General features: G+C 44.6%; 22 protein-coding genes and 1 tRNA gene. 9 read left to right on the forward strand and 14 right to left on the reverse strand.

Translation table 11 applies throughout. From position 1 onward, the window contains the following. Nucleotides 1-126: 126 nt before the first annotated feature. The 4 genes from JKK62_RS10305 to JKK62_RS10320 form a co-directional block, all read right to left on the reverse strand. Entirely contained in the window at nucleotides 127-735 is a 609-nt protein-coding gene (locus tag JKK62_RS10305; protein ID WP_201427816.1) for a GDSL-type esterase/lipase family protein, read from the reverse strand. 22 nt (nucleotides 736-757) lie between these two features. Beyond that, nucleotides 758-2,296, reverse strand: a complete 1,539-nt coding sequence (locus JKK62_RS10310; RefSeq protein ID WP_201427817.1) for a carboxylesterase/lipase family protein — start codon at nucleotides 2,294-2,296, stop codon at nucleotides 758-760. A gap of 338 nt (nucleotides 2,297-2,634) precedes the next feature. Beyond that, on the reverse strand, nucleotides 2,635-3,546 hold the full coding sequence (pheA, locus tag JKK62_RS10315) for a prephenate dehydratase (protein ID WP_201427818.1): 912 nt from the start codon (nucleotides 3,544-3,546) through the stop codon (nucleotides 2,635-2,637). 56 nt (nucleotides 3,547-3,602) lie between these two features. Further along, nucleotides 3,603-4,817 (reverse strand): STAS domain-containing protein, encoded by a 1,215-nt coding sequence (locus JKK62_RS10320; protein WP_201427819.1) that lies wholly within the window; start codon nucleotides 4,815-4,817, stop codon nucleotides 3,603-3,605. A gap of 598 nt (nucleotides 4,818-5,415) precedes the next feature. On the opposite strand from JKK62_RS10320, the gene JKK62_RS10325 reads away from it, so the two are divergent. Continuing rightward, entirely contained in the window at nucleotides 5,416-6,507 is a 1,092-nt protein-coding gene (locus JKK62_RS10325) for an acyltransferase family protein (protein WP_201427820.1), read from the forward strand. A gap of 748 nt (nucleotides 6,508-7,255) precedes the next feature. Here the strand turns inward: JKK62_RS10325 and JKK62_RS10330 are convergent. Continuing rightward, nucleotides 7,256-7,331: transfer RNA gene (locus JKK62_RS10330), tRNA-Asn, on the reverse strand. Between the two features lie 708 nt (nucleotides 7,332-8,039). Here JKK62_RS10330 and JKK62_RS10335 point away from each other — a divergent pair. Further along, nucleotides 8,040-8,210, forward strand: coding sequence for a hypothetical protein (locus tag JKK62_RS10335; protein ID WP_201427821.1), 171 nt, complete (start codon nucleotides 8,040-8,042; stop codon nucleotides 8,208-8,210). 225 nt (nucleotides 8,211-8,435) lie between these two features. On the opposite strand, the gene JKK62_RS10340 is transcribed toward JKK62_RS10335, so the two are convergent. The 8 genes from JKK62_RS10340 to JKK62_RS10375 form a co-directional block, all read right to left on the reverse strand. Beyond that, entirely contained in the window at nucleotides 8,436-8,909 is a 474-nt protein-coding gene (locus JKK62_RS10340) for a flavodoxin (protein WP_201427822.1), read from the reverse strand. Between the two features lie 55 nt (nucleotides 8,910-8,964). Further along, nucleotides 8,965-10,140 (reverse strand): iron-containing alcohol dehydrogenase, encoded by a 1,176-nt coding sequence (locus JKK62_RS10345; RefSeq protein ID WP_201427823.1) that lies wholly within the window; start codon nucleotides 10,138-10,140, stop codon nucleotides 8,965-8,967. Between the two features lie 31 nt (nucleotides 10,141-10,171). Then, nucleotides 10,172-10,786 carry a sugar O-acetyltransferase gene (locus JKK62_RS10350; RefSeq protein WP_279380627.1) on the reverse strand — a complete coding sequence of 205 codons (615 nt, stop codon included), beginning with the start codon at nucleotides 10,784-10,786 and terminating at the stop codon, nucleotides 10,172-10,174. Further along, nucleotides 10,783-11,229 (reverse strand): GNAT family N-acetyltransferase, encoded by a 447-nt coding sequence (locus JKK62_RS10355; protein ID WP_207752173.1) that lies wholly within the window; start codon nucleotides 11,227-11,229, stop codon nucleotides 10,783-10,785. Before JKK62_RS10355 ends, JKK62_RS10350 begins: the two co-directional genes overlap by 4 nt. Before the next feature lies 1 nt (nucleotide 11,230). After that, nucleotides 11,231-11,398, reverse strand: coding sequence for a hypothetical protein (locus JKK62_RS10360; RefSeq protein ID WP_201427825.1), 168 nt, complete (start codon nucleotides 11,396-11,398; stop codon nucleotides 11,231-11,233). Nucleotides 11,399-11,400: 2 nt separating this feature from the next. Then, nucleotides 11,401-11,916 carry a nitroreductase family protein gene (locus tag JKK62_RS10365; protein ID WP_201427826.1) on the reverse strand — a complete coding sequence of 172 codons (516 nt, stop codon included), beginning with the start codon at nucleotides 11,914-11,916 and terminating at the stop codon, nucleotides 11,401-11,403. An 18-nt stretch (nucleotides 11,917-11,934) separates the two neighbouring features. Further along, nucleotides 11,935-12,666 (reverse strand): SDR family oxidoreductase, encoded by a 732-nt coding sequence (locus JKK62_RS10370; protein ID WP_201427837.1) that lies wholly within the window; start codon nucleotides 12,664-12,666, stop codon nucleotides 11,935-11,937. A 70-nt stretch (nucleotides 12,667-12,736) separates the two neighbouring features. After that, complete coding sequence (locus JKK62_RS10375) at nucleotides 12,737-13,942, reverse strand: RNA-binding protein (RefSeq protein WP_201427827.1); 1,206 nt, start codon at nucleotides 13,940-13,942, stop codon at nucleotides 12,737-12,739. A gap of 481 nt (nucleotides 13,943-14,423) precedes the next feature. Here JKK62_RS10375 and JKK62_RS10380 point away from each other — a divergent pair, with 481 nt between their 5' ends. The 4 genes from JKK62_RS10380 to JKK62_RS10395 all read left to right on the forward strand — a co-directional run bounded on the left by JKK62_RS10380 (nucleotide 14,424) and on the right by JKK62_RS10395 (nucleotide 17,177). Beyond that, nucleotides 14,424-15,098, forward strand: a complete 675-nt coding sequence (locus JKK62_RS10380) for a CPBP family intramembrane glutamic endopeptidase (RefSeq protein WP_201427828.1) — start codon at nucleotides 14,424-14,426, stop codon at nucleotides 15,096-15,098. Nucleotides 15,099-15,406: 308 nt separating this feature from the next. Next, entirely contained in the window at nucleotides 15,407-15,769 is a 363-nt protein-coding gene (locus JKK62_RS10385; RefSeq protein ID WP_201427829.1) for a TnpV protein, read from the forward strand. A gap of 114 nt (nucleotides 15,770-15,883) precedes the next feature. After that, nucleotides 15,884-16,699, forward strand: a complete 816-nt coding sequence (locus JKK62_RS10390) for a DUF6597 domain-containing transcriptional factor (RefSeq protein WP_201427830.1) — start codon at nucleotides 15,884-15,886, stop codon at nucleotides 16,697-16,699. 49 nt (nucleotides 16,700-16,748) lie between these two features. Next, a complete protein-coding gene (locus JKK62_RS10395; protein WP_201427831.1) occupies nucleotides 16,749-17,177 on the forward strand; it encodes a VOC family protein in 429 nt (142 codons plus the stop codon). Nucleotides 17,178-17,682: 505 nt separating this feature from the next. Here JKK62_RS10395 and JKK62_RS10400 read toward each other — a convergent pair. Beyond that, nucleotides 17,683-18,210, reverse strand: a complete 528-nt coding sequence (locus tag JKK62_RS10400; protein ID WP_201427832.1) for a helix-turn-helix domain-containing protein — start codon at nucleotides 18,208-18,210, stop codon at nucleotides 17,683-17,685. Nucleotides 18,211-18,489: 279 nt separating this feature from the next. Between JKK62_RS10400 and JKK62_RS10405 the strand changes: the two genes are divergently transcribed. The 3 genes from JKK62_RS10405 to JKK62_RS10415 all read left to right on the forward strand — a co-directional run. Continuing rightward, nucleotides 18,490-18,684 carry a helix-turn-helix domain-containing protein gene (locus JKK62_RS10405; RefSeq protein ID WP_092977610.1) on the forward strand — a complete coding sequence of 65 codons (195 nt, stop codon included), beginning with the start codon at nucleotides 18,490-18,492 and terminating at the stop codon, nucleotides 18,682-18,684. Nucleotides 18,685-18,686: 2 nt separating this feature from the next. Further along, nucleotides 18,687-19,772: a site-specific integrase gene (locus tag JKK62_RS10410; RefSeq protein WP_201427833.1), complete on the forward strand. Its 1,086-nt coding sequence runs from the start codon at nucleotides 18,687-18,689 to the stop codon at nucleotides 19,770-19,772. Next, nucleotides 19,762-20,007 (forward strand): plasmid mobilization protein (locus JKK62_RS10415; protein WP_201427834.1); only part of this gene is annotated, 246 nt, incomplete at its 3' end. The genes JKK62_RS10410 and JKK62_RS10415, both read left to right, overlap by 11 nt.

Consider the following 20,007-nt stretch of genomic DNA (forward strand, 5'->3'; position numbering starts at 1 on the left):
TTCATCGATAACAAAAATCCTGCCGAAAGCATCGACAGGATTCTTTGTACCGTTCTGCTGATACGCATATCGGTGAATATTCTCATCTGTCATGACCGTTTGTGTGTGCCTCAAAAGTCGGGACGATCACAATCGTTTTTTCATCACTTTCAGAACGGCTTCATATAACGCACGGTGACCTTCCGGCGTCAAATGCTGACCGTCAACTTTGCCTGCCTCAGTGACATCCGAAGCGGCAAGAAAAGCGGTGCCGTATTTGTCGGACAGTGCTTTGTACGCTTCTTTCAGCTCTCTGCTTACCGCGAGAGATCGCTCATCGTTACCGAAATTCAATGCGGCTTCTCCGAGATAAAACGGAGAGATCAGAAGGATATTCTCGGCGCTGACATAATCAAGGATCTTTGTCAGGCACTTCTCCATGCCCGCGGTGATCTGCTCGGATGTCGCGTGAAAAACGCTTTTGCAGTCGTTGGTGCCCAGCATGATAACAGCCGCGTCAAGAGGTTGATTCGCTTCCAATATCGCGGGCAAAGCGGCGAGACCGTTTCTTCCGGCACAACCAGGATCATCAAATGCCGTTGTTCTGCCGTTTAACCCTTCCTCAAGGATCAGCGCATCGTTACTGAGATCATTTTGCAGTAACGATGTCCAGCGAACCTCCTCCGGGTATCTGTCAAATCTTTCGGGGTCAAAGCCCCATGTATTGGAATCGCCGAAGACGAGAATTCTTTTCATCTGTTTCCTCCGTTATGTTTTGTCACCATACATGATATGGCTGATCTTTAAACGCCTTCCAAAGAAGCTCGCGCGCTGTCTTTGAAGGATTGGAAACACACTCCCACTTATCCTTTTCTATCACCATCGTATTTCTTTCGGATGTGTTGTATTTCTTCCAATCCGCGCCCTCGACGGTCGGAGCTTCCGTTTTCGCAAAGCTGATCCAGGCTTCCTGCGCTTTTTCGGCTACACCGGGATCAACCTGTCCGGCGCATTGATCCGCCTCCATATTATTGAATATATAGGGCAGTTCAACAGCATGAACCGCGCTCTTATACATATCATCTCTGGTTGAAGGTACTTTCCAAAGATATACGTAGGTTTCTCCTCCGGCGTCTGCGAACCTATCGGCAAAATCAAGTATCTCGTATCTCCACAGTTCTGATATAACCCCTGACTTGGCAAGAGCAGACTTGACCTTTTCATCGCCTGCGTATTCCTCGGGAACGATGCTCTCTTCATATCGGATAAGCTCTTCGACCGCTGCTTTTCCGTCCTTATCCGTCATATCGCGGGCTTCAGCGATCATACCATCCATTCCTTCTACCCAAGAATTGAATTTCTCCTGTGTGGTTTTTCCTATGGAATCCTCTTGAAAGTAATTCCATTCATCGGTATTAGTGCCAATGATCAGCTGTATCCCACTCTTTGCGGCATCCTCGATCGCCTTGTCGAAGTCTTCGGGAATGATATCCCCGTCGGTAACCACATAACAGCATTCGTCGGCGATCATCTTCTCGGCGTCGATTTTCATCCACTCTTCACCGGAGATTGCCAAGAGCTCTTTCATGTTTTTTGCGCCGCTTGATTGCATGATGAACTCTGCATATTTCTGCGCGTCTTCTCTGCTTTTGGGCGCAACCTGTCCGCTCTGAGCGATAGCTCTCTTGAACAGTCCTCTTGCCTTGGGCGAGATCGTCAGAGCGGTAGTGGACCACGCGCCTGCCGATTCACCGAAGATGGTAACATTATCGGGATCTCCTCCGAATCCGCTTATATTCTTTTGTATCCACTGCAACGCGGCGATATGATCACGGATCCCGAGGTTGATATCCGTGTATTCTTCTCCGCCTTCGACCTTTGAAAAATTCGCAAACGACATGAGCCCGAGACGATAATTACAGGTTACGATGATCACATCGTCGTGAGCCTTCGCAAAACTCTGTCCGTTATATATGGGATCCGTCGTTCCGCCCCATCCGTAGGCTCCCCCATGGAAGAACACCATTACGGGTTTCCGGTCTTCACCACCGACGATCCCTTCGTTCTCCCAGATGTTCAGCGTCAGACAGTCTTCGCTTTTAGGCGAATAAGACGCCAGCTCGGACGGCCACTCATACTGCAGCGCGACATATCCGAAATCGTAACATTCAATCTCCTTATCACTCGGATCAGGTGCCTGAGGCGCTTTCCATCGAAGCTCGTTCACAGGAGGCTTAGCGAACGGGACGCCTTTGAAGGACGTGACACAATCCACGGTCTTACCCAGCATGACGCCGTTTTCACAGACGATCTTCACCGGCTCGTTAGCTTTCGCGTCATCTTTCGTTCCGTTTGAAGAAGACGGGCTTTAGCATGCCGCAAGAAAAATAAGACATAATGCAAGAACAGCGATCATCAGTCGTTTCAGATTCTTTTTCATCATAAATCCTCCTATCATACTTCTATAAGCTATATGATTATTTCTCATCATTATTGCGGCATCCTCCTTCTCAACATATTACCGTTCTATTATAATCAATAGTCTCCGATCAGTCAACAAATCAGGCGCGTTTATACTAATTTCATAGCGAAAAAAGAGAAGTCGCTTTTTTTCACGGCTTCTCTTTTTTCATGACGTGCCTTTTTACAGTCCCTTTATTTGACTGAGTAACTGCCGAGATAGCGGAAGGTGAAATTGCTGTCTTGGGTCAGCTTCTGATAATTCTCATAACTGCAAGCGCTGCATTCTATCAGATAGTGATAATTTCCGAGTTCTGTTTTCTCAGGTCTGTCGTGCAGGGCGACAAGCGTGATTCCGAGCTTATCCATTTCAGCCGTCAGCTTCGGTAAATCCTTTGCGGAACCGCTTGCGATAAATGCAAGGCGGTCTGACGCCGCCGTCGCAGGCACATCCTTTGAAAGCACATAAAAACGGGTTTTGTTTTTATCGTTATTCTGGATCCCCGCTGCAAGGATTTCCAAGCCGTAAACATCCGCACAACCTGCCGACGCTATCGCCGCGCAGGATTTATCCTTCCCGTCCGCAACCGTTTTTGCGCCTTCGGCTGTGGATGACGCTTCGATCACATCAGCGTTGGGAAGATTCTTTGCAAGCCACTCTTTTCCCTGAGCGATGCCTTGCTTGTGTGAATACACGGTTTTGATATTCTCGAGCGCCGTTCCCGGAAGCACGAGCAGATTTTGGCTTATGGGCAACTCGACCTCACCGACAACGGATACATTCTCGTTCGCAATCAGCGTATCCACATAATCGATCACGGCGCCGCCGATCGTGTTTTCCTGCGGGATAACGGCATAATTGCTCTCGCCTTCCGTCAGCGCCTGCACAGCTTTCGGAACGGTTTCATAGGGGAGATAACTGCCTTTGCCGTCAAAGAATTTCTCGCACGCCTCCTGCGTATAAGTACCTTCGGGTCCGAGATAACTTACCGTCGCCGCGTCACAGTCGATCTGTACGGGCGTGCCTTCCGCTACATTCTGATCGGAACATCCTATCAGCGAAACGCACAGCATAAACGCCAACAGAAGGGAAACTGTCTTTTTCATAAGCTCACCGCCTTTTAGTGATAGCAGCATGATACTGCATTTTCAGCATATCGTTATCAAAGCAGCGGGATGATCCCGTCAAAGCCCGTCACAGTAAATATCTCCTTGATGTCATCCGACGCGCCCTCGACCGTGACGTTGCCCTGTCCGAGCTTCTTGACCATGATCATCATGGTGCGCAGTCCGGCGGAGGAGATGTATTCCAGCTCTTGCGCTTTCACCTTGACAGAGGAGATACCGTCGCCGCACTCGTCAAATACCTTTAATATCGCGGGAGCGCTGATGGTGTCGATGCGACCGCTGACGGTCATTTCAAGCGCGCCGCCGTTTGTTTTGTAATCAACTGTGAGGTTTTCGATCTTCTCAGCACCGCTGACAGGCGCCTTCTGTGTATAGTTGGGATCAAGAGTCATTTTCCAGACGCAGGCGTTCTTCAGAAGGTCAAGATACTTTTCCTGCCAACTTTCGGGGATCGCCTGCAGCATCGAAAGATTCTCGTCGGCGTGATAGAAGGGCAGCGTTTCCACCTTAAAGCCGCGGGCTTCGATAAACGCCTTCACCTTTTCACGATCCATGCGTCCTACGCCGTCGTTATAGATATCCGACTGCTTCATCGTCCTTTTGCGCGAAGCGTCGTAGGCGTCGGGATCGCTCATGTTTGCTTTTGCGAACGGCTCATATTTCACGCCCAGATCCGAGGTCACAAACGCGCCTGAGTGCTTCTCCAGTATCTGACGTATGCCGTCAAGAAATTGTTCGAACTCTGAAAGCGAAAGATAACCTAAAAGTCCCTCGCAGGAGATCAGCACCTCACCCTCAAGCCCGTCGGCAGCGGCGTTAAGCGAAGCGGCATTCGTCGCGTCTCCGCCGAAATAGACCTTGCCGAGTCCTTCCTTGTCGGCAAAGCTTTGCAGCTCCTCCGCGACGACGGGGACGTCTAAGCCCGCGTAGGAAATGCCGTTTTTCTTACAGAAGATCGCTCTGGGCGTATAACCGCAGGCAATATCCAACAAATTCTTGTAACCCTCCTTTTTAAGCGTTTCGGAAAGAGCGGCATAACGCGCCTCGATTGCCACCGTAACGCCTGTCATCAGCGCTTTTGCGTCAGCCTCTGAGACGAGAGTATCGGACGGGTCTCTCTTGGAGAGTGTTTCCTGCAAGCCTAAGCCCGCGATCATCCGCTTCGCGTCCTCGTTGTCGGCGATCGCCAGCATAAACACGGTGCTTTTTGCGGTGAGATACGTCGGGTTTACCATTGTTCTGTAATCCATAATTCTTCTCCTTTTTCTCCGTTTTCTCTTTAGATATCATGATGATAAATGTTACTATTCATTATACATTACAACAGAAAAATAGCAAGAATTATTTTCATCCCCTCACTTCGACAAAAGACGATGTTAATCTTAGTGCTTTTTGCCTTCCCCTCGGGTAGCCGCTGATTAATTACCATGTCATTCCGAGAAAGCGAAAATTCGCTTGCGCTTCTCGCAATGACTGCGAGAGGATGTGGGATCGCCGCGGGCAAAAGCCCTGCCACGGCATAGTGAGTGATCGTTGGGTTTCCTTGTTTTATGAACGGTCTTGAGCGAAGGAGGCTCCACGGACTACGGCTTTGTGTAACTTGCTGCAAATGTTTGTGAATGTTTGGTTGTTACGCTGAATAAATAAGCGCTCTTTCTGCTTGAATAATCGCCGGATATCAGGTATAATAAAACAAAATATTCGTCTTTCGCGGCGGTATTTGCAGAAGTTTGATGACCGGGTTTGTGATGAAATACCCTGTGTAGGATTCAAAAACCCGGTCATAATTTTACCCCGGCGGAAAAGCAGAAGAAAGAGATATAACCAAACTATACCGGAGGACTTAGTATGGTCAGTAATCACTTGAAACCGCAAACGCAGGAAACCTCACGACGATACGAACTGGAGCTGTTGAAGGCGCTGGCGATCATCAGTATGATCATATGCCATCCGGTGATCCGACTCGGTATCCACAATCCGGGATACGAAAAAGAGTTTCTCTTCTTCCTCGGTCAGGATATCTTTGGCGATTATCTCTGCGTTGCGCATGCGTTCATGTTCGCAATGGGCTTTGGTATCGTTTTCACGCGAAAAAACACGCCGAAGGAGCTGATGCTTCGAGGAGTGAAGATCTATCTGCTCGGATATGTGCTGAACTTCTTCCGCTACGGAATATTCAACCTGACTGAAGCCATCTTCACCGGTGAGTTTAGGTCTGACATGCTGGAGGCGCTGTTCGGAATGGATATCCTGCAATTCGCGGGACTTGCACTGATCTTTACCGGAATCCTGAAAAAGCTGAAGCTCCGTGAGATCCACATGCTGGCGATCGCCGGAGTCCTTTCGGTGATCGGCTCCGTCATTCCGGCTATCGACACGGGGAATTTTGCGGGAAACTGGCTCCTCGGTCACTTCGTCTATACAGACCCGGAAGCCTGCACTTTTGTGTTTTTCAACTGGTATATTTTTGTTGCAATAGGTATGGTGTTCGGCTCGATCCTTCGCAAAACAGAGGACACCGACCGCCTTTACAAGCGGCTGTTGATCGTCTCCTGCTGTGTCATGGTCGTGTATATCACATTGACTTTCATCTTCGGCGTGTATTTCCTCTGTCGGGATCACAATTATTACATGCTGAGTCTGCCGGAGGCAGCCGGACTGCTGTCCATCGACCTGAGTTTTCTCTCGGCGTTCTATTTCCTGCTCAAACGCGTTCCTGCCTCAAAGCTCCGTGTATTTCTTGATATGAGCCGCAACATTACGCCGATCTACTTCATCCACTGGTGCATCCTCGGCTTTGTTGATTCGATCTTCTGCTATCTGTTCGATATCTCTTTCCCCTGGCCGGTCATCTATCTGATCGGAGTAGTCTTGATCATTCTGTCGAGTTGGATCGCAAACCTCTGGGCAAAGCGAAAACGTTCGGCAAAAGCACAATAGACCAACAAGTTCGGTGCCTTTTGACCGCTGTTATTCTACTTATACTAAGTATCCATTAAACGCTTTATCAAATTTGTTAGCGAGAAATTTCGCAGAGCAAGGCGGAGGACGTAGGCATACTGGCGTATGTCAAGGACGACAACACCGCAATGCGGAATTTAACGCAATATATGTTAAAGTGTTTTAATGATACTTGTCTGTTCTATAACTCCTAAGGTCGTTCAGAAATGAACGGCCTTATTTTTATGCCATTTTTTAGGAGGGACGATATGGATATAACTCAAGTTGAGCTGCCATATAGTCTGTCCGGACAAGTCCTTCTTATCTGTTATAAGTATTTTATTTCAAAGCAAATAATTTATCAACAACGAAAAAAGAACTTGCCGTGCAACAAGTTCTTCCTTTATAATCCTCAATACCATAAACACATAGAAGCACGCATGCTTATGGTTCGTAAAACCGCAAAGCAGTTTTACATAAGAAATACTCACTATCGAATGTTGGCATCGTGATACGCGTATCTCCTATTTTCACACCCCGTCGCCAGGGCACTATCTTCGGCACTACAGGGCTTAACTTCCGTGTTCGGGAAATGTGGTCTCCGAAAAGCCCCGCTTTTTGGAGAAAGGACGAGTGACGAAGCGATACGAGAGCGGATAACAAGATCTGCTCTCAATGAGCGAAGTCCGCGAGGACGCGGGGTGGGCCCCCTGCGTCATCAACACCAACTGTTGATAGTGACATCTTTTGGCTCCCCCAGTTGGACTCGAACCAACGACAACTCGGTTAACAGCCGAGTGCTCTACCGACTGAGCTATGGAGGATCATGTGCCCTTTCGGGCTATCCCTAAAGACCAGCAATAGTGTCGGGTATATTTCTATATACTCGCTCTACCGACTGAGCTATGGAGGATTATGTGCCCTTTCGGGCGATTCCTTCAATTTTCACGGAAGATAGTACGGTGCAAATCTAGACGCCATCACTGCCGAGTAGCTGTTAACCGAATCATAATGTAATATAACAAATATATAACAATTTGCGATAATCTTGGTACGAAAAACAGGTTCATTTTGAAGAGTATAAAGTAGAAAAACTAGCTATTCGAGGGTTCGAAACCCGACAGACAGGGAAAACACCCGAAAAACATCTATGTTTCACGCAACAGAAAAACACGTTCTTTATACGACAAAAAGCCCGATAAAATCTGGCTTTTGGGGGTGAATATCTTTTTTATTCACTTAGTATGTGCTTGATGTACAAAAAAGATTTTTTTCGCATAAAAGCCGTACAGTTTTGAACCCTCGTACACCAAACCTGCCGCAGTTTTGAACCCACGAATAAAAACGGTTAACCCATCGTTCTAAAGAATTCAAAACCCTCTGCTGTATGTATTATACCAGATTGATTAAAAACTTTATAATAAACATAATAGTTTATAATAAAGAAGAATTGTCGTTTGCTTAGAAATAAAGTCCTTTCTTTTCCGTTATCCGTGTTATAATTGTAGCTCTTGAAAGGAGGCATATACTCGATGAAAAGAGTCAGCAATGAAACAAAGCAAATCATTATCAACCAATTCAACAACGGAATATCCGTTGCTTCGTTAACCGAAACAACCGGTATCCCACGAAGTACTATTTACGGATGGCTGAAAGCCTCTCATAATAATAGTTCTTCAAAAAAGAAACCCGTCAACAAATAGAGAATACTGGATCTCGAGAGTTCCGTTACACGATTAACGACTTTAGTCGAAATCCTTCAAAGGGTATTTGAAGTGGAGAGAATTCCGACAAATCTCAGGTTGGAAGAAATGGAGAAGATCTATCTTTTTCAGAGCAGCACCGACCGTTGCACTTATAGTAATCCCCCCTAACAAAAAACACCGACTGCTTTTCAGCAATCGGTGTTTGGTTCAATTATTTGATTATCATAATGTTTCAGTCCAAAGGTACAAGTCATTTGCCGATACATTCGGGCTAAACAACTTTGCTCCGATGATCTCGGTTTCAGAAGCAAGATATGGCTCGAGCTTTGCAGCACATTTATTGATATCACTTCCTCCCGACGTTGCAAATAAAGCGATCTTCAGACCGCTAAAATCATGCTCTTTCAGGAATGTTTGAATGATATTCGGCGCGGCATAGTACCAGATAGGAAACCCCAAGAAAATCGTATCGTAGAGCGCTAAATTCTCTATGTGTTTTTCCAGCGGTACGTCCTTTCTTCGGATTTTCTCTCTGTTACAACGTGCCAAAGGATTTGTCCATCTCAAATCCGCGTCGGTATAAGGTTCTTTTGGTTTGATCTCAAACAGATCAGCGTCTATGCTATCAGCAAGTCTTTTTGCAACCTTCGCTGTCGTTCCGCTCGCTGAAAAATACGCAACAAGTTTTCTGCTCATAATACTCTCCTCATCGAATGACATTTTATTATCCAAAGGTTAAGTTGTTGTCAGTTTAAGCAAGCGCCCGTTTGTAAATCGCTTCAACAGCCGTCGCGTCCAAGGGACGGATTCTGGAAAGTCGAAGCGTGTCATTCATCGTAGCGTCGAGAGATAACTCTCTCAGATCAGTCTCACAGATGCCGACGTTCAGCTCCGTAAGTGAGACAGGCATTCCGATAGATTGGAAAAAGCTGACAGTACAGTCTATCCCCTCTCTTGCAGCGCTCTTGTCATCCTCGGCACTCACGTTCCAGACTCTTCTCGCAAACTGAGCGAATCGAGGGACACAGTCAAGATACAGTTCGTTTGCCCAAGCACCCCATACTGCCGACAGAGATGCGCCGTGCGTCACGCCGTAACGCGCAGATAAGGCATGACCGAGCTTGTGAACAGAGAAGTCTTTTCCTCTGCCGCATTCAGTCAGGTTGTTATGTGAAAGGCTCGAAGCCCAGAACACTTCAGCCATAGCGTTGTAATCCGCAGGGTTCTTAACAGCAACAGTCCCGTTCTTGATTACCGTGCGGAGCAAACCCTCGGCGATCTCGTCTGTGAGGTCGCATCTTGTATCGGGAATGAAATATCTCTCCATCGTGTGCATCATGATATCCGTCACACCGGCGGCTACCTGATAAGCTGGGAGCGTTGCTCCCCATTCGGGATTGATAATTGCAAATTTACAGCGATTGAAGGGAGTATTGATCCCTGCTTTTTTACCGATCGCAGTATTGGTCAGAACAGCGGAATCGCTCATCTCGCTTCCTGCCGCCGGGATCGTCAAAACAGCTCCCACAGGCAGAGACTGATTCAAAGGAACTTTCTTAGTCCACAGATCCCACAGGGCTTGATCAGAATTCGCCGTGCCGTGAGCGATCGCTTTAGCGGTGTCGATCGCACTGCCTCCACCTACACCAATGATCATATCGGCGCCAAAACCAAGCGCTTTCTTCACGCCATCTTCGGCGTGTTCTAATGTGGGATTAGGCTGTGCGCCGCCGAACTCTTCATATGCAATACGGGATTTTGTCAGGGACTGTTCCAGACGTGACAGCAGGCCGCTTTTGACAACGCTTCCTTTTCCGAATACAAGTAACGCTTTGTGACCATACTTGCTTGCTGTTTGTCCGATCTGAACTTCAACGTCTCGCCCGAAGATCATCTCAGTCGGTGCGTGATAGATAAAGTTATTCATGTTTCTTCTCCTTTCCTGATTATCGTGCTTATCAAGCGTCAGATACTTTTGCTTCCTCATTTCTGATTGCGTTGTCTGATTTATTGCTTTCCTTCAGGTGTTTAATGATTCGCGCCGGATTTCCGGCAACTACTACATCTTCGGGAAACGATTTTGTCACAACAGAAGCGGCGGCAACAACAGTGTTATTGCCGATCGTGACACCGGGGAGTATCGTTACCCCTCCTCCAATCCAGACGTTATCGCCAATATTGACGGGCTTAGGAATACCGATCTTTTTTCTTCGTCCTTCCGCGTCCAGAGGATGACCGATTGCGTAAATACACGTTTTCGGTCCTATCATACAATTTGTGCCTATTCTGATCGGAGCGGCGTCCAGAAATACACAGTCAAAGTTCATGAAAAAATCATCGCCGACAAAAATGTTATATCCGTAGTCGCAGTGAAACGGAGGTTTTACGGCGATATTTTCTGTGCAGCTTCCCAACAACTCTTTCAGTATTGACTTTCTGACAGATTCATCCTCGGGCGAATCATTAAAACGGGAACAAAGGATCCGCGCGTTTTTCTTGTCCTCCATGAGTTGAGGATCGTTCGTCAGAAAGGGTTCGGCATTTGTCATTTTTTCTCGTTCGGTTTTCATCATACGTTTATCCTTTTAACCATTCTTGTACAATCAAATTTCCAACTTTTGAAAACTTCATCGTCTCTTTGCTTGTATCCGAGCCTTTCATAAAAGCCTGTCGCTTCCAATCTGGCGTCGATTACTATTTCTGTATAGCCGAGTTCTGCAATCCACTTTTCAGCTTCTGCGATCGCTCTGCTGCCAAGATGCTTTCCTCGATATTCGGGAAGAACAACGACTCGTCCGACCAGAACCGTATTTTCATCCAGCTCATAGAAACGGCAAGTTGCAACAGGATAGGTGTCGTCTATCAGAACGATGTATTTGCTCTTATCGCCGTCATGCTCATCGAATTCCTCTTGCAAAGAGATATGGTACTGGCGGTTCATACCCTGAATCCTGACGGAGTATGCTCCTGCGCGTTGCCATGTTTCAGTTGCTCTCAAAGTTTTGATATCGTCCATCTCATTCACCATCATTCGCACTTGGTTTCTGCAGTTTCTTTCTGTCGTAAACCTTTTTGCTCTTTACTACTCTGGTCGTCGGCTTCAAGCCGTTCCAATCTCTTCTCAGCCGAGCATGGAATCTACGCTGTTCTTTTTTGCTTTGCTTTTTGAACGGTACAATTTTCATATTTATAGCACCTTGACGATCTCCGTCATATCCTTACTCTCATAATGGAGCTTCAAGGGCTCCGCGTCATCCGCAGGGTAACCCAGCGTCATCAGCAAAATTGGAGTCTCGTTCTCAGGCAGATCGAAAGCCTCTTTTACTTCACTCGGCTTAAAATAATTCACCCAGCATGAACCGATACCGATATCCCACGCGGCAAGCATCATATGATCGGCAACGATGCTGACATCCTGGATTCCGGCTCGACAGTCTGCTTCAAGAGGACTTTTCCAGTCGGCGGTCTCATCGAGTGCGATCAGCAGTACGACAGGCGCATCAAACGCACAGCGCGACAATGATCGGATCTTCGCGATCGCCTCGTCACTCTTTAATACATATATCCTCTGCGGCTGATAATTGCATCCTGTAGGCGAAACCATGCCTGCTTCAAGGATTCGGTTTAATTCGTCATCCCAAATCATATCGGGCTTGTATTTACGAACGGAATACCGTTCTTTGATAACCTTAGTGAATTCCATTATGTTTCTCCTTGTACATTACTCGCTGTCTGGATAGTATTCCCAGCCGTGATCATCATGATAGATCATCAGTTTTGTCATACCGCCATCGATGCAGATATTCTCTCCGGTGATAAAGCCTGCTTTTTCTGAACACAGGAACAGTACCATGTGGGCAATATCCTCAGGCTTTCCGACTCGTCCTGCCGGATGCTGAGCAGCATCGGCGCCGGCATATTCCGTTCCGCTCGTTTCGATCCATCCCGGCGATATGCTGTTGACCCTCACCTTACCGGCGAGGCTCACAGACAAAGCGTGGGTCAGAGCGGCAATACCGCCTTTGGCGGCTGTGTAGCTCTCCGACTGAGGTTGGCTCATACGGTCACGGGACGACGAGATATTAACGATCGCTCCACCCTGAGCAAAGTGGTCCTTAAACAGCTTCGTCAGCATAAACGGTGCGGACACTCCTACCCGTAGAGAATAATTGAATTCATCGTAAGTGCATTCATCTATTCCCTTGAACAGAGGAAGAGCGTTATTGATCAAATAATCAATATGTCCGTATTCAAAAACGACCTGACTCGCAAAAGCAGTGAGAATCGTTTCGTCCGCAATATCTCCCTGATAATACAGATCATAGGAAGTATGCTGGTTCGGAAGAAGGTCTATAATGCAAACCTTTGCACCTTCGGCATGGAACATTTCCGCGATACATCTGCCGATACCCTTTGCTCCTCCGGTGATAACGGCAACTTTATCCATAAACATGAAACCCATGATCGTTTCAACTCCGTCAAAATACAATTAATTTGAGAAATACTGTTATTTGTTTTTCCGCTCATGATTGCTTCGGCAGTTTGTGCTTGACCATGTTTTTCGGATAAGGTCCCTCTATCTTATATGGGATACCCAGCTCATCCATGACTTCGCCAAACGCTTTCACATACTTCGTCTTCTTTATGAGCTGCATAAAGGAGACAAATATCTTATCAGCCATAGATGTGACCTCCAACAGAATATGCCCCTCCACAATCAATATATACGACTCCACATAATCGGCGACCTCGCCCCAGTCCATCATTCCCGAATAGTTTACGATAAAGGTTCCGTGCTGCGCTTTCTTCCCCGCTCTGGGGTCGTTTTTTGCATAGTATTCCCTTTTGTTTTTTAAGCCCGTAACCCTGTCAAGGTCATCGTAAAAAGAGAATCGCTGCCTCAGCTGATAGTTGCTGACAGATGGGTCGATCTGGAGAATGATTTGCGAGCGCGTTATGGTTCCCAGCATTTCCATATCTTTTTTTAGTAGTTCTCTCTCATAATCAATATGGACATGGCTTAATATATCGCAGTGTGTATTCGGCATCCCGATATCCTTAGACGGATTGTGCGCAATTTCAGCTCCGATGACCTTGTGCTTTTCAGGCAGGAGCTTATCCAATGCCTTAGCCACGGCGACGATGAAAAAAGAGGCCACGCTGGCGTCATTTTCTTTCGCAAATAACATGACGTCTTTTTGATTAAATGTAAACTGATAATAGATCGGCTTTCTCATAAACGGATTAAACATACCGTTCAAATAATCAAAAATCATAGTGACAGGATTTTTGCTTTTGTATTGATAAATCGGCTCTTCATCCAAAAGCATGTCTATAGTCGGCGCTTCACCCTCTCCGGGCAGCAGGCTGCTGTTAGGCTTCCTGATACCGGGCGCATCAGGCGTTACATGATGCTTTTCAACCACATATTGATATATGGTAGTCATGATCCAAGGCATAATGCCTCTTCCGCCGCATAACGAATGACTGATGTTGAAAAAGATGTCTCTTTCCTCTGTGTCGACAAACAACAAGTGACGGTTTGCCGCTTCACTGCCAAGCTGCGGAAGCTTAGAAGACGTCGGCAAAACAACGACGTCTCTGCCGTTCGGAATCAGATCGTATCCTCCGTCATCACCTAAGACGACCTCCACCGCAAAATATGGATAACGCTTGATAGCGGTATTCACAGCGCGGCGCAAAGCGTCCGGATCGACTGTTTCCTTCATCCTGACCTTTGCCCTTATGATAAAGGAAAAAGTCTTTTCATTTGCGTAAAATCTGTAAGTGTCTAAATTGTACTTCATACAGACCGTCTCCTTCTATTTATTATCGTAATAATAACAAATAATAATGCGGTTGTCTATAAACCTATGCAAAATAACAAACGTTTTTCTGAACACGGTTATTCACTACTGCAAACGTGTCATTAAATCCCGACAATGAAATCCTTAGATAAGTAACGCCCCAAAACCCCAGTGTTTATGCGGGTTTCGAGAGTTGCAATGTCTCGGATTTACGCCATTTACGCCAAACTTACGCCAAACGATGCAGAAAGTTGTGCAGAGCGTAATCAATCGCATATTTTAATGAATTTGACCTTGATGGATTCGTTTTCATCAAGGTCTTTTTTTGTTTGACGGATAGACAAAATCAGGCTGAAATGATATAATGATAGAAATATAAATCGGAATTTAGGAGACCAGAATATTGAAACTTAAAACAGAAAAGAAACCGAAGATACCGATAATTATTATTTATTCTCTCGTTTTTTACGCACTCTGGGCGTTGTGGGAGCTTTTCGGCAGAAGTGCGGTCGGCAGTGTCGTTTCCAACGAGTTTCTGCTTGAATTTATAACAGAAGGAATCATTAAAGTTTCGGTTTGGTTTTTGCCTGCGGTTTGTTTAGTGCGGTATTTCAGAGATGAAGTATATATCGGATTAAAGGATATGTTTACAAATCGAGTGAAGCTCCTTAAATATATCCCTGTATATCTGGTCTTTACCGCTTATTCGATCATCCCCGTAATTATAACTAAGGGCGGATTGGTTATCAGCGACAGCTTCACCTACGCCAAGTTGATTGGCATTCTTTTTGTAGGTATTACGGAGGAAATGGTTTTCCGCGGCTGGCTGCTGAATATTACCGTCACCGAAAACAGAAAATGGCTGCCGATTATTATCAATGCGGTAATGTTTCTGCTGATCCATTTCCCAATTTGGATAGCAAGCGGAATATTTATTGATGAATTCACAAGTCTTAATTTCTTGTGTGTGCCCGCATTGAGCATAATTTTCAGTTGGTCATTTATTAAAAGCAAAAACATCTGGATACCCATTACCCTGCATATGTATTGGGATTTGCTTACGGATTTGTTCTATTAATGGTTGAATCTGTCTATCCGTAACAAGGCAGAGAAAATAGAAAAATTCTGATTTGAATTTGAAATAATCTATGGCTATTATAGCATATCATAGGTTGTTAGTAAAGTCCTCCAAAAGCCTGATAAACAGTGGATTTATCGCAGTTTGCTCACCTTATGCGGACATAGGATTTCACATTTTATTATATCGTTCTCGAAGGCTCGCAAGGGCAAAGTTGAGGGAAAGAAAAACTGATAATAGGTTATAGCAAAATGTGGCAATCGGGGTGCTGTGATATATGTGCGAATATATTTTTGGAGGATTCTATAATGAAACACAATTTTGAAATTAGCTATACACAACAGGGCGATTATCTGCTGCCCGACTTAAGATTACCCGAACAGCCAAAGGTAGAAATCGGCATTTGGGGCAAACGGCATTTACGGTATATCGAGCAGCACCACAAAATCCGTTATACCAATCTGCTGACGAGCTGCAAGCTGACCGCCTATCTCGCTGACATTGACGAGCAGGCAGAGGATATGTTCTTTCGGTTAGTAAAACAACTTGCCGAAAAGGAAGGCGTGACCGAACAGCTTAAAGCAGACAATCAAATGTTGTGGGTGCAGAGAATGAACAATATCCGTAACCGTGTAACAGATATTGTGAATGCAGATTTGATTTATACCTGATAAGCACAGCCGTCAAGTGGGGTAACCTCCTTCTTGACGGCGTTTTCTATTGATATATTTTCGAAATAGTGCTACAATTTAATATAGAAAATAACTTTTATCCGTGGAGGATATATGCTCTACCGAATAGATAAAAAATTTAAAACTATAACTGCTAATCCGTCTCAACGTAAAAATTATCTTGAACTTGCTCCTTGTGAAGCACTTAGACCATATATTCATTGCTTTTGGTACAACAAAAATGACAGCGCAATAGCATTCAAATCACTTGTGATTCCCGATTTGTGTATGGATATCATCTTATATGAGAACGTTGGATATCACGCGGACTTTTGTGGTATCAACAATCGCCCTTTTTACTCCGTCAACACGGATACTGAACTTTTTGGTATTCGCTTTTACGCTTGGGCAGTTGCGCTGTTTACAGACGATACAATGGTTGACACTTTAAATGCTTGTGATTGCGCTCAAAGGTATTTCTGCGATTTCTCCAATCAAACGGCAGAAGAAATCATATGCGCCGAAAGTCTTTATGAGAAGAAACGGCTTGCGGAAAACTATCTGCTGAAAAAACTCAGCAACAGAAGTATCAATCCTTCTGTTCTGAATTCCGTTGTTTACGCTATCAGGCATAGCGGAAAGGCAACTGTAAAGAACTTGGCAGATGATAATGCCGTCAGTAATCGGAAATTGGAGAGGGATTTTCTGAGCACAACGGGCGTATCGCTGAAACAGATGGTAAATTTGATTCGTTATCAACTTCTATGGCAGGATGCAGTTAAGCGTGATTTTAATGTGCTTGACAGTGTTGAAAAATATGGTTTCTTCGACCAATCGCACTTGCTCAAAGAATTTAAGAAATATCACGGATTGACATTAACAGAAGCACGTAATGAAGTTTTACGCTTGTCGCATTTTTACAATACATAAGCTCCACACTTTGCTAAAATGTTCTTATCAATATTTTAGGAGGAAAAGTATGAACAAAATAACTTGTATATGTTTAGGCGTTAGGAGTATGGAGAAAGCGATCAAGTTCTACCGTGACGGTTTAGGCTTCAAAACGGATTGCACGGAGGATAACCCGCCCGTCTGCTTTTTCAACACACCCGGAACAAAGTTTGAACTGTATCCGTTGGATTTATTGGCAAAAGATATCAGCGAGGACAACCCACCAAAAGGAAACGGCTTTGGCGGCATCACTTTGGCGTACAATGTTGAACACAAGGAGGATGTCGATAAGGTGATTGAATTGGTTAAGTTAGCAGGCGGTAAGGTTGTAAAAGAACCTCAAAATGTGTTTTGGGGAGGTTATCACGCCTACTTTGCCGATTTGGACGGCTATTATTGGGAAGTGGCTTGGGGACCTGATTTTCGGTTTAATGACAACGGATTGCTAGTATTCTAATTGAGATATTTCCAAACAATCCCGTAACACTCAAACTTGCAAGGTAATAAAAATACCCTACCACATCGATTTTGCTCTCCAGAATGCACATAAACAGTGCCTTTTAAAGCCTAAAAGCGTTACACTATCTCGATACAGATTAGAATATATATTTACAATCAATTTATCGATTTAAGGTGTTGATTTTGCGGTTTGTATCTGTTATAATGATTACAGTAACGTTGATACTGTTTTGATACTGTTATAATTTGAAGCCAAAAATAATGGGCAGAATAACGGTAAAAGATGTATCAAAAACCGCTAATACTAAGCTAATATGTTTAGTATTAAAATGAATTAAGCGAGTGGGAGTAATCCCCAAACCGTCAAAAAGCGCATAAACAAGCGGTTTTTGACGTGTGATTGTCCTCGTTGGCAACAGAATGGCAACATTATTTGAATTATTGTAAAAATAGAGAGCTATCAGATTTTCTGTAAGTCTGATAGCTCTTTTTGTTTTGCGTTATTAGTCTTTGTTTATTTTGTCTTGGAACGCTGCTGTCATAGCTTCGCTCAATTCCTGTGAGGGAGCTTTCGCATAATTGACATTGGTATACTTTGGATAGTTATAACGCCACTTGTCGTAATCGTCTTTGCTGATTTCGCCATTGCGGTATTTTTCACGCTCTGCGCACCAAACGTGAAGCTCGTCTAAAAGATTTCTTGCTTCTCTGCTGTTGAATGGATCAACACGCATAATGATCTCGCCGTCTCTTTTTTCAATCGTCAGCCCGTAAATATCCTCTAAGGTAAATAGAGTGTGCATAAGACCGATATAGGAATCAATGTCAGGTACGTTTAATGCGTCGGGAGATATGCTGAATACCTCCGCAAGTTTATTTGTTAAATCTGCTTTCGGCGATCTTGTGCCTGATTCATACTGTGCCATACGGATGTCTGCGGTTTTCTCAGGAAACCCTACTAAACAGCCTAAATATTTTTGTGTCATTCCACGCAGATTTCGGAAAAATCTAATTCTTTCACCAATAGCCATCATTAATTGCCCCTTTTTTGTTTTGATATAACTATAATAACATATATGTTTAGTATATGTCAAGCCAACCAAAACAAAAAAGTTAAATATTTTCTTCAAATGCACTTGACATAAACAAAAATGTTTAGTATAATGATATTAAACAAATAGCGTTAAGTTATTGGTTTAACCGTTGTACGCCACGGCAATGACGTATCCGCTCGGGCGAATCGGAATGCGGTCAGAAAGTATCCGACACTAAATAACAATAATATTATTTTTCAGAAAGGGGGAATTTGAATGGACGGTACAAGCTTTATGAGTGTTGATGAGGTAGCTCAGACACTGGGGGTTTCTAAATCCTACGCCTATAAAATCGTACATCAGCTTAACGCCGAACTTAAGGCAGAAGGCTATTTAACGATTTCGGGGCGAGTAAATAAACAGTATTTTATTGAGCGCACCTGTTACGGTGTGACAAAGAAAGAGAGGTAAATATGTCAGTATATAAAGAAGAAAAGACAAACACTTGGCGAGTAATATATCGCTACACCGACTGGAACGGAGAACGTAAACAGTCACAAAAACGGGGCTTTAAAACCAAACGAGAAGCGCAGGCTTGGGAGCGTGAACAGCTCAATAAGCTCGGCGGCGACTTAGATATGACGTTTAAAAGCTTTGTTGAACACTACACCGAGGATATGAAGTCAAGGATCAAGGAAAACACTTGGTCAACCAAAGAGCATATTATTGAAAAAAAGCTGCTCCCTTATTTCGGAAAGCTGAAAATGTGTAATATTACGCCACAGCAGATTATCACTTGGCAAAATACACTGATTAACTACAAGGACGATAATGGTAAGCCTTATTCGCCCGTGTATTTGAAAACAATTCAAAATCAGCTTTCAGCTATCTTTAATCACGCTGTCAGGTTTTATAATCTGAAAGAAAATCCTTGCAAGAAAGCGGGCAGTATGGGCAAAAAACAAAACCGAGAAATGCTGTTTTGGACAAAGGCAGAATATCTCAGGTTTGCCGAAGCAATGATGGATAAAAACGTTTCATTTTATGCCTTTGAAATGCTCTATTGGTGCGGATTGCGATTAGGAGAATTGTTAGCTCTAACATCTGCTGATTTCGATTTTGAAAAGCGGACGGTAAGAATCAACAAATCCTATCAGCGTATAAACGGCGAGGACGTTATCACCGATCCGAAAACGACTAAGAGTATTCGCACAGTAACAATGCCTGATTTTCTCGCCGAAGAAATGCAGGACTACATCAAATCCATTTACGGCGTACAGCCCGATGACAGAATTTTTTTGATTACAAAAAGTTATTTGCATCGGGAGATGAAGCGCGGCAGTCAAGAAGCTGGCGTAAAACGCATACGCATACACGATTTGCGCCACAGCCACGTTTCGTTGTTAATAGAAATGGGCTTTTCGGTGGTAGCTATCGCAAACCGTGTAGGACACGAGAGTATAGACATCACTTACCGCTATGCTCATATGCTTCCTACGGCGCAGAATGAAATGGCTGCAAAACTGAATGTGGAAAGGGGAATAGAGGATGTCAGCTAAAAACAGAGACAGAAAAAACCGCTGGCGTTGCAAGACGGTAGGTTTTAATGTATCGCCCGAAGAAAACGATCAAATCAATTTTGCTGTTAAGCTTTCCGGTCACACCAAACAGGATTTTTTAATCAGCAGGGTATTAAACAGGGATATTATCGTGCAGGGCAATCCGAGAGTGTATAAGGCGCTGAAAACACAGCTCGCCTTAGTCTTGGATGAACTGAAACGCATAGAAGCAGGA

It is taken from the genome of Ruminococcus difficilis (assembly GCF_016680995.1).